We start from the raw sequence: 8,789 nt of genomic DNA on the forward strand, positions 1-8,789 counted from the left end.
GAACTCCAGCCCGCCTTCGCGGGCTCCGTCGGCCACCGCCTTCACGCGGCCATGGTACTGGTAACCAGCGCGGTCGAAGACCACCTTCGAGATGCCGGCCGCCTTTGCCTTCTCCGCGGCAGCCTTGCCCACGGCCAGCGCGCGCTCCGACTTCGTGCCACTGAGCTTTTCGTCGCCAACCGTCAGCAACGTGCGCTGCGCGACGTCGTCGACAATCTGGGCGTAGATGTGCTTCAGCGAGCGGAACACCACCAGGCGCGGACGCTCCGGCGTGCCGTTCACTGCCTTGCGCACGCGCAGATGCCGGCGCTTGCGCTTCTCCGCGTTCGTACGCGGGATTGCGATCTTGCCCATTACTTGCCTCCCGCCTTGCCGGCCTTGCGCCGGATGACTTCACCCTGATACTTGACGCCCTTGCCCTTGTAGGGCTCGGGCTTGCGGAAGCTGCGGATCTCGGCCGCGACCTGGCCCACGAGTTCCTTGCTCGCGCCGTCAATCACCACCGTGGTGGGATTCGGCGCGCTGATCTTGACGCCTTCCGGCGACTTGTACTCGATCTGGTGCGAGAAGCCCAGCGACAGCAACGCGCCGTAGGGCTTGATCTCGGCCTTGTAGCCGGTACCCGTGATTTCGAGGGTCTTCTGGAACCCCTTCGTCACGCCCTCGACCATGTTGGCCACCAGCGTGCGGGTCAGGCCGTGCATCGCCTTGTGACGCTCTTCGTCACTCGGACGCTTCACCAGCAGCTCCGCACCTTCCTGCGACACGATCATTTCTGCAGGCAGCGTACGCGACAGTTCGCCCTTCGGGCCCTTCACTGTCACCGCGCTACCGTTGATTGCCACGGACACCCCGGCCGGAACCGGGATCGGGCGCTTGCCGATACGAGACATGTTGGCGGCTCCTTACCAGACGAGGGCGAGGAGTTCGCCGCCGGTGTTCGCGGCGCGCGCATCACGATCGCTCATGAGGCCCTTCGACGTGCTGAGGATGGCCATGCCCAGGCCATTGCGCACGCGCGGGATCTCCTGCACGCCCACGTACTTGCGCAGGCCGGGCGTGGAAATGCGCTTCGCTTCGCGAATGACCGACTGGCCGCCGTGCGCGTACTTGAGGATCACGCGCAGCACGCTCTTGCCATCCTCGAGATCGACCGTGCGGTAGTCCTGGATGAACGCGTTCTCCTTGAGAATCCGCGCGATCTCGATCTTCATCTTCGATACCGGCATGTCGACGCGGCGGTGCTTGGAAGCACACGCGTTGCGAATGCGCGTCAGCATGTCGGCAATGGGGTCGTTGAGGCTCATGCTCTGGGATTGCTCCTATGGTATCCGCCCGAAGCGGACCTGTAGGAAGTGAATGGAGGAACCTGCGTGTTACCAGCTCGCCTTGCGCACACCCGGGATCAGGCCGTTCAGGGCCATGTCACGGAGGGCAATGCGGCTGAGGCCGAAGTGCCGGAGGTAAGCCCGGGGACGACCGCTCATGTTGCAGCGGTTGCGCACCCGTGTCGCCGATGAATTGCGCGGCATCTTGTGCAACGCGTTCACCGCCGCCTGGACTTCTTCCGGCGTGCTCTTCGGATTCTTGATCACGGCCTTCAAGGCCGCGCGCTTCGGCGCGTGCCGCTCCACCAGCTCCTTGCGCTGGGCGTTGCGGGCCAGCTTGCTCGTCTTCGCCATCGGTCAGTCCTGGGAGTTAGGCCGCGCTCGGCTGCGCCACCTTGGGCGTCACCGGCTTGTCGTCGCCACGGAACGGCATACCGAGCTGATGCAGCAGCGCAAAGGCATGCGCGTCCTTCTCAGCCGATGTAACAAACGTAATGTCCATGCCGTGGATCTGCTCGACCATGTCGTAGTTGATCTCGGGGAAGATCATCTGCTCCTTGATGCCGAGCGTGTAGTTGCCGCGGCCGTCGAACGACTTGGTGCCGAGGCCACGGAAGTCACGGATGCGGGGGCACGCGACCGTCACGAAACGGTCGAGGAACTCCCACATGCGCGCACCGCGCATCGTCACCGAGGCGCCGATGTCCTGGCCCTCGCGAAGGCCGAAGTTCGCGACCGACTTCTTCGCCTTGCGGCGCACCGGCTTCTGACCGGTGATCAGCGCGAGCTCTTCCACCACCACGTCGAGCAGCTTGGGCTGCTTCACCGCCTCACCCACGCCGCAGTTGATCACGATCTTCTCGAGCGTCGGGATCTGCATCACGTTGGTGAAGCCGAACTGCTTGGCCAGATTGGCCCGCACCGTCTGCTCGTAGTGCGTCTTCAGACGCGGCGCCGCCGTCGGCAGGCCCGCACCCGCGTGTTCACGCTTGGTGAAGTCCACCGCCGCACGCGTCGTGGCGGCACCACCCTTCTTGCCGCCACCCTTCTGCGCCGCACCACCCTTGGCCGCGCCGCCCTTGGCCGCGCCGCCCTTTGCTCCACCCTTGGCGCCGCCCTTGGCGGCACCCTTTTCCTTGGTCGCCATGTCAGTAACTCCGGTCAGCGCGCACGGGGAATGACTTCACCGCTCTTCACGCCGACGCGCTCCTTCGTGCCGTCCTTGTCGACGCGGTTGCGAACGCGCGTCGGCTTGCCGGTCTTCGAATCGAGCAGCATCACGTTGGACGCGTGGAAGGGCGCCGGCATCTCGATGATGCCGCTCTGCTCTTCCGCCGTGCGCGCCTTGCGGTGCTTCTTCACGATGTTGATGCCTTCCACCTTGATGCGGCCCGTCTTGGGGTACACCTGGAGGACCTTGCCCTCCTTCCCCTTGTCGTCGCCACGCATCACGCGGACGGTGTCACCCTTGGTGACGTGGATCGCTTCGCGCGACGCCTTGAGGGCGTGACGCCCGGCGCCGAGGCGCTGGCCGCGATCCGTCTTGTAATACACGTTCTTGCGCATCTCAGAGCACCTCGGGAGCCAGCGACACGATCTTCATGTACCGCTTCTCGCGGAGCTCGCGCGCCACGGGACCGAAGATACGGGTGGCCTTGGGCTCACCGTTGTCGTTGATGATCACGACGGCGTTCTCGTCGAAGCGGATGTAGGACCCGTCCTTGCGGCGCGTTTCCTTCACCGTGCGCACGACCACCGCCTTCGCGACGTCGGACTTTTTCACCGTGCCGTTCGGGAGCGCGTCCTTCACCGCCACGATCACCCGGTCACCCAGGCCTGCGTAGCGACGACGCGTGCCGCCGAGCACGCGGATCACCAGGGCGCGCTTGGCACCACTGTTGTCCGCCACCTTCACCACCGATTCCTGCTGGATCATGGGTCAGGTCCTCAGCGTGCGCGTTCGACGATCTCGACCACACGCCACCGCTTGTCCTTCGACAACGGCCGGGTCTCCATGATGCGGACAGTGTCGCCGACTTTCGCCGAGTTCTCCTCGTCGTGCGCTTTCAGCTTGCGCGTCTTCGTCACCATCTTGCCGTACTGCGGATGGGGCATGCGGCGATCGATCGCCACCACCACCGTCTTTTCCATCTTGTCGCTCACGACCAGCCCGACGCGCACCTTGCGCGCGGTCCGTTCGGAGGCGCCGTTCTGCGCGGCGCTCGCGTTATTCATCTCAGCCATCGGTCGGTTTCCGGTTAGCGGCCACGGCCGGCAGCGAGCTGACGCTCGCGCTGCACCGTCTTCAGGCGCGCAATGTCCTTGCGGATGCTGCGCAGCCGCAGTGGCTGCTCCAGCGCCTCGGTCGCGCTGCGGAAGCGGAGGCGGAACCGCTCCTCCTCCAGCTCGCGGATGCGGCTCGTCAGCTCGTCGTCAGCCAGTCCGCGGATCTCTTCAGTCTTCATGGGTCACCGCCTCCTCGCGCACGACAAACTTGGTCTTCACGGGCAGCTTCGCAGCCGCCAGTGCCATCGCCGTCTCGGCCAGCTCGCGCGAGACGCCTTCGATCTCGAACATCACGCGGCCCGGCTTCACCACGGCCACCCACAACTCCGGCGAACCCTTACCCTTACCCATTCGGGTTTCGGCCGGCTTCTTCGTGATCGGCTTGTCCGGGAAAATCCGGATCCACACCTTGCCGCCACGCTTGATGTGACGTGTCATCGCCACACGGCAGGCCTCGATCTGACGGCTGGTGATCCAGCCCGGCTCCAGCGTCTGCAGACCGAAGTGCCCGAACGACACCTCCGACCCACGGTACGCCAGGCCCGTCGTCCGGCCCTTGAACATCTTGCGGAATTTGACCCGCTTCGGACTCAGCATCTCTCAGTTCCTCAGTTGCCGGTCGAGTAGGTCTTGCCGCGACGATCTTCCACGATTTCGCCCTTGAAGATCCACACCTTGATCCCGATGGTCCCATAGGTGGTCTTCGCGGTGCTCGTCGCGAAATCGATGTCGGCGCGCAGCGTGTGAAGGGGCACCCGGCCCTCCATGTACCCTTCCACGCGCGCGATCTCGGCGCCACCGAGGCGGCCGCCGGCCTTCACCTTGATGCCCAGCGCGCCCATACGCATCGCGCTCTGCACGGCGCGCTTGAGCGCGCGGCGGAACGAGATACGCTGCGCAAGCTGCGCCGCAATGTTGTCGGCCACGAGCTGCGCCTCGACTTCCGGGCGCTTGATCTCTTCGACGTTGATGCCGACTTCCTTGCCGGTCAGCTGCGCGAGCTCGTCACGCAGCTTGTCCACCTCGGCGCCCTTCTTGCCGATCACCACGCCCGGACGGCCGGTGTGAATCGTCACCACCACCTTGCCCGGCTTGCGCTCGATCGTCACGTCGGCAATGGCCGCGTTGTCCAGGCGCGCCTTCAGGTACTTGCGCAGCAGCGCGTCTTCCTTCAGCAGCGCCGGCATGTCCTTCTTCGCGTACCACGTCGAACGCCAGTTCTTCGTGACTCCGAGGCGGAAGCCGATCGGATTGGTCTTCTGTCCCATTAGCGCACCGCCTCCGTCACGACGATCTCCACGTGGCTCGTTCGCTTCAGCATCGGCGTCGCACGGCCCATGGCCGCCGGCGTCCAACGCTTGAGCTTCGGCCCCTCGTTCACGATGGCCTTCGTGATCACCAGCGCGTCGACATCCAGCGACGTGTTGGCCGCACGGGCCGCCTGCTCCGCGTTTGCCACCGCACTGTTGAGCGTCTTCTCGATCTGCTCAGCCGCGTGCTTCTTCGAAAACTTCAGCAGCGCCAACGCATCGTTCACGCGCTGACCGCGGATCTGGTCGATGACCAACCGCATCTTGTAGGGCGACTGGCGCGTGGTGCGCTGAATGGCGCGCGCCTCGATCCCGGCCTTGATGGTCTTGGCCATGGATTACTTGCCTCCCTTCTTCTTCGGGTCGACCTTCTGGCCCGCGTGACCGCGGAACAGACGCGTCGGCGAGAACTCGCCAAGCTTGTGGCCAACCATGTTTTCCGTCACGTACACCGGGATGAACTTGTTCCCGTTGTGCACCGCGAACGTGTGCCCGACAAAGTCGGGCAGGATCGTGCTCGCGCGCGACCAGGTCTTCACGACCTTCTTCTCGCTCTTCGCGTTCATCGCCACCACCTTGGCCTCCAGGCGCTCGCTGACGAACGGACCCTTCTTGATGCTTCTCGACATATCGGTTCTCGTCTCGCCTGGCGGTTACTGCGTGGCCCGGCCGCGCTTGCGGCCGCGTACGATGAGACGCGTCGACGCCTTCTTCTTGTTGCGCGTCTTGACGCCTTCCTTCTTGCCCCACGGGCTCACCACGTTGCGGCCACCGCGCGTACGACCACCGTGCGGGTGATCGACCGGGTTCATGACCTCACCGCGGACCTTCGGCCGCTTGCCCAACCAGCGGCTCTTGCCGGCCTTGCCGTGCGACTGCAGCTCGTGCTCGGCGTTGCCCACTTCGCCGATCGTCGCCATGCAGTTGCCGTGCACGAGGCGCATTTCCGTGGACGCCAGGCGCAGCGTGACGTACTCACCTTCCTTCGCCACGACCTGCGCGAAGGTGCCGGCCGAGCGGGCCATCTGGCCGCCCTTGCCGATCTTGAGCTCGATGTTGTGCACCGACGTGCCGAGCGGCACTTCCTTGAGCGGCATCGAGTTGCCCGTGCGCACGTCGCTGCCCGGGCCCGACACCACCGAGTCACCCTGCTTGAGACCCTTCGGGTGCAGGATGTAGCGCTTCTCGCCGTCCGCGTACTCGATCAGCGCGATGCGCGCCGAGCGGTTCGGATCGTACTCGATGTGCGCCACCGTTCCCACGATTCCAAACTTGTTGCGCTTGAAGTCGATGACGCGGTACATGCGCTTGTGGCCGCCACCGATGCGACGCATCGAGATGTGGCCATGGTTGTCGCGGCCGCCCGACTTCTTGAGGGGCTCCACGAGCGACTTCTCAGGGGTCGAACGCGTGATCTCGGCGAAATCCGACACCGAGCGGAACCGCGTGCCCTTCGTGACCGGCTTGAATTGACGAATGCCCATGCGACTCAGCCCTCGAAGATCGCGATGGTGTCGCCGTCACGCAGCTTCACAATCGCCTTCTTGGTGTGGGGGCGGCGACCGATCGACTGGCCGACGCGGCGGGTCTTGCCCCGCGCGATCGACGTCCAGACACCGGTGACCTTGACGCCGAACAGCTGCTCGACGGCCGCCTTGATGGCGTGCTTGGTGGCGTCCGGCGCCACCTCGAACGTGTACTCGCCGCGATCCTGGTAGGCGGCGGAGGTGCGCTCCGTGATGATCGGGCGCACGATGGTGCGATACAGTGCGCTCACGGTCAGCCCTCCGACTGGCTCGAGGCCAGCGCTGACGATTCGATCACGACCACGTCCGACCAGAGGATGTGGTAGGTGCTCACGTCGCTGTACGGCATCACGTGGGCACGCTGCAGGTTGCGGGCGCTCAGGTACACGTTCGGCTTCACGCCGTCCGTCAATACCAGCACCTTCTTCTCGGCCACACCCAGCTTGGCCAGCAGGTCCGTCATCGCCTTGGTCTTCGGCGCGCTGAAATCGAGCGCGTCCACGAGCACCACGGCGTTCTCACGGGCCCGGGCGTTGAAGGCGCTCTTGCGCGCCAGCGCCCGCACCTGCTTCGGCACGATCTGCGTGTAGCTGCGCGGCTGCGGGCCGAACACCGTACCGCCGCCCGGCCAGTTCGGCGCGCGCGTCGAGCCCTGACGGGCGCGACCGGTGCCCTTCTGCTTCCACGGCTTCTGGTTGCCGCCCGTCACTTCACCACGCGTCTTGGTCTTGGCCGTGCCCTGGCGACGGTTGGCGAGGAACGCCTTCACCGCCTGGTGCATGACCGGCACGTTGACGATGCCGTCGAACGTCCCTTCGGGGAGCGGGCGGGTGCCGCCCTGCTTCCCCTGCGCCGAGTACACAGGCGCCTCGAAAGTCTTGGTTTCCGCCGTCATGATCAGCCCTGCTTCCGCACGAAGACGATGCCGTTGGTCGGCCCCGCCACGCTGCCGCGCAGATAAATGAGGTTACGCTCGGCGTCCACCTTCTCGATGCGAAGGTTCGTCGCCGTATGCTGCGCCGCGCCGTAATGACCGGGCATCTTCTTGCCCTTGATGACGCGCGACGGGTCCGTGCCCGCGCCAATGGAGCCCGGCTTGCGATGCTTGGTATTGCCGTGCGTGTTCGGACCGCCGCCGAAACCATGGCGCTTCACCACGCCCTGGAAGCCGCGGCCCTTGGACGTCCCCGTCACCTTCACGCGCTCACCCGGCGTGAAGATGTTCACGGTGATCGTCTCACCCACGGAGTACGACGGCGCCTCGGCATTGCCCGGCGCGTCGTCGAGACGGAAGCTCTTGAGCACGCGCGGCGCGGCCTCGAGGCCGGCCTTCTTCGCGTGACCCAGCTCCGCCTTGGTCGCGCGACGGCCCTTGGGCGTGCGCTCCCCCTTCTTGTTGGGACGCGCCGTGCGCTGCGCCCCATATCCGAGCTCCACCGAAGCGAAACCGGCCGCGTCCGCCGTCATCACCTTCGTGACGGGGTTGGGCGTGGCCTCCACCACGGTGCAGGGCACTTGCTGCCCCTGCTCGTTGAACAGCTGGGTCATGCCCAGCTTCTTGCCGATGATGCCGATCATGAAATGACTCACTCCGTACGAGTCGCGGTGCTTCCGGAGAAGCAACCGTTGGACTGTGGATGAAGCCGCCCTGTGCAGCCCCACCAGTACGCGTCGCGATGTTCCGCGACGTGAACTTCCGTTTCCCTGCGTTTTTCCTCTTCCCGCTTTACAACCTTACGCCGTACAACCTTACGCTTCTCGTTGGTTCTATTCGACTTTGATCTCGACGTCCACGCCTGCCGGCAGGTCGAGCTTTGTCAGCGCGTCCACCGTGCCCGCGCGAGAATCGAGGATGTCGATGACGCGCTTGTGCGTCTTCAGTTCGAACTGCTCACGCGACTTCTTGTCGACGTGCGGCGAACGGAGCACCGTCCAACGCTGCGTCTTGGTCGGGAGCGGGATCGGCCCCGACACCGACGCGCCGGTCTTCTCGGCCGTGCGGACAATGTCCGCCGAAGCCTGGTCGATCACGGCGTGGTCGAATGCCTTGAGGCGAATGCGAATGCGGCCAGCCATCAGAGTTCCGTGTGGGAACCAGTCGAGCGACGGGAGCCGGTGAATCACCGACTCCCGTCGATCTGCCGGTTCTGGTTAGGCGAGGATCTTCGTAACGACGCCGGCGCCGACCGTACGACCACCCTCACGGATGGCGAAGCGCAGCTGCTCTTCCATGGCGATCGGGATGATGAGCTCGATGGTCATCGTCACGTTGTCGCCCGGCATCACCATCTCCATCCCCTCGGGGAGCTCGATGTTGCCCGTCACGTCCGTCGTGCGGA

Annotated in this window: 19 protein-coding genes (1 of these 19 running past the window's edge); all 19 read right to left on the minus strand. The window is 65.2% G+C overall.

The window, feature by feature from the left end; translation table 11 throughout:
* Nucleotides 1-354 (minus strand): 50S ribosomal protein L18 (gene rplR / locus B2747_RS17600; protein ID WP_291164025.1); only part of this gene is annotated, 354 nt, incomplete at its 3' end.
* A complete protein-coding gene (gene rplF, locus B2747_RS17605; protein WP_291164028.1) occupies nucleotides 354-893 on the minus strand; it encodes a 50S ribosomal protein L6 in 540 nt (179 codons plus the stop codon). The genes rplF and rplR, both read right to left, overlap by 1 nt.
* 12 nt (nucleotides 894-905) lie before the next feature.
* Entirely contained in the window at nucleotides 906-1,307 is a 402-nt protein-coding gene (gene rpsH, locus B2747_RS17610) for a 30S ribosomal protein S8 (RefSeq protein ID WP_291164031.1), read from the minus strand.
* Nucleotides 1,308-1,376: 69 nt separating this feature from the next.
* Entirely contained in the window at nucleotides 1,377-1,682 is a 306-nt protein-coding gene (rpsN, locus tag B2747_RS17615) for a 30S ribosomal protein S14 (protein WP_291164033.1), read from the minus strand.
* Nucleotides 1,683-1,698: 16 nt separating this feature from the next.
* On the minus strand, nucleotides 1,699-2,295 hold the full coding sequence (gene rplE / locus B2747_RS17620; protein WP_343125922.1) for a 50S ribosomal protein L5: 597 nt from the start codon (nucleotides 2,293-2,295) through the stop codon (nucleotides 1,699-1,701).
* 194 nt (nucleotides 2,296-2,489) lie between these two features.
* Nucleotides 2,490-2,882 carry a 50S ribosomal protein L24 gene (rplX, locus tag B2747_RS17625; RefSeq protein ID WP_343125923.1) on the minus strand — a complete coding sequence of 131 codons (393 nt, stop codon included), beginning with the start codon at nucleotides 2,880-2,882 and terminating at the stop codon, nucleotides 2,490-2,492.
* Between the two features lie 13 nt (nucleotides 2,883-2,895).
* Nucleotides 2,896-3,264 carry a 50S ribosomal protein L14 gene (gene rplN, locus B2747_RS17630; protein ID WP_012682372.1) on the minus strand — a complete coding sequence of 123 codons (369 nt, stop codon included), beginning with the start codon at nucleotides 3,262-3,264 and terminating at the stop codon, nucleotides 2,896-2,898.
* A gap of 11 nt (nucleotides 3,265-3,275) precedes the next feature.
* Nucleotides 3,276-3,563, minus strand: coding sequence for a 30S ribosomal protein S17 (rpsQ, locus tag B2747_RS17635; protein WP_291164290.1), 288 nt, complete (start codon nucleotides 3,561-3,563; stop codon nucleotides 3,276-3,278).
* Between the two features lie 23 nt (nucleotides 3,564-3,586).
* Nucleotides 3,587-3,793: a 50S ribosomal protein L29 gene (rpmC, locus tag B2747_RS17640; protein WP_291164044.1), complete on the minus strand. Its 207-nt coding sequence runs from the start codon at nucleotides 3,791-3,793 to the stop codon at nucleotides 3,587-3,589.
* Entirely contained in the window at nucleotides 3,783-4,211 is a 429-nt protein-coding gene (gene rplP, locus B2747_RS17645) for a 50S ribosomal protein L16 (RefSeq protein ID WP_291164047.1), read from the minus strand. The genes rpmC and rplP overlap by 11 nt, the downstream gene beginning before the upstream one ends.
* 11 nt (nucleotides 4,212-4,222) lie before the next feature.
* Complete coding sequence (gene rpsC, locus B2747_RS17650; protein WP_291164049.1) at nucleotides 4,223-4,882, minus strand: 30S ribosomal protein S3; 660 nt, start codon at nucleotides 4,880-4,882, stop codon at nucleotides 4,223-4,225.
* On the minus strand, nucleotides 4,882-5,235 hold the full coding sequence (rplV, locus tag B2747_RS17655) for a 50S ribosomal protein L22 (protein ID WP_291164293.1): 354 nt from the start codon (nucleotides 5,233-5,235) through the stop codon (nucleotides 4,882-4,884). Before rplV ends, rpsC begins: the two co-directional genes overlap by 1 nt.
* A 27-nt stretch (nucleotides 5,236-5,262) precedes the next feature.
* The gene (rpsS, locus tag B2747_RS17660) at nucleotides 5,263-5,553 is read right to left on the minus strand and encodes a 30S ribosomal protein S19 (RefSeq protein WP_291164052.1); all 291 of its coding nucleotides are present in this window, start codon (nucleotides 5,551-5,553) and stop codon (nucleotides 5,263-5,265) included.
* Between the two features lie 24 nt (nucleotides 5,554-5,577).
* Nucleotides 5,578-6,408 carry a 50S ribosomal protein L2 gene (rplB, locus tag B2747_RS17665; protein WP_291164055.1) on the minus strand — a complete coding sequence of 277 codons (831 nt, stop codon included), beginning with the start codon at nucleotides 6,406-6,408 and terminating at the stop codon, nucleotides 5,578-5,580.
* A 5-nt stretch (nucleotides 6,409-6,413) separates the two neighbouring features.
* Nucleotides 6,414-6,701 (minus strand): 50S ribosomal protein L23, encoded by a 288-nt coding sequence (locus B2747_RS17670; protein ID WP_291164057.1) that lies wholly within the window; start codon nucleotides 6,699-6,701, stop codon nucleotides 6,414-6,416.
* Nucleotides 6,702-6,703: 2 nt separating this feature from the next.
* A complete protein-coding gene (gene rplD / locus B2747_RS17675; RefSeq protein ID WP_291164059.1) occupies nucleotides 6,704-7,345 on the minus strand; it encodes a 50S ribosomal protein L4 in 642 nt (213 codons plus the stop codon).
* 2 nt (nucleotides 7,346-7,347) lie between these two features.
* Complete coding sequence (gene rplC / locus B2747_RS17680; protein ID WP_291164062.1) at nucleotides 7,348-8,028, minus strand: 50S ribosomal protein L3; 681 nt, start codon at nucleotides 8,026-8,028, stop codon at nucleotides 7,348-7,350.
* 189 nt (nucleotides 8,029-8,217) lie between these two features.
* A complete protein-coding gene (rpsJ, locus tag B2747_RS17685) occupies nucleotides 8,218-8,526 on the minus strand; it encodes a 30S ribosomal protein S10 (protein WP_012682361.1) in 309 nt (102 codons plus the stop codon).
* A gap of 75 nt (nucleotides 8,527-8,601) precedes the next feature.
* Nucleotides 8,602-8,789, minus strand: the 3' portion of a protein-coding gene (locus B2747_RS17690; RefSeq protein WP_291164065.1) for an elongation factor Tu. The gene runs 694 nt beyond the window's last position; the window shows 188 of its 882 coding nt (coding positions 695-882); its start codon lies beyond the right edge, outside the window — the gene reads right to left on this strand; it ends in the stop codon at nucleotides 8,602-8,604.

Source organism: Gemmatimonas sp. UBA7669 (genome assembly GCF_002483225.1).
Taxonomy (GTDB): domain Bacteria; phylum Gemmatimonadota; class Gemmatimonadetes; order Gemmatimonadales; family Gemmatimonadaceae; genus Gemmatimonas.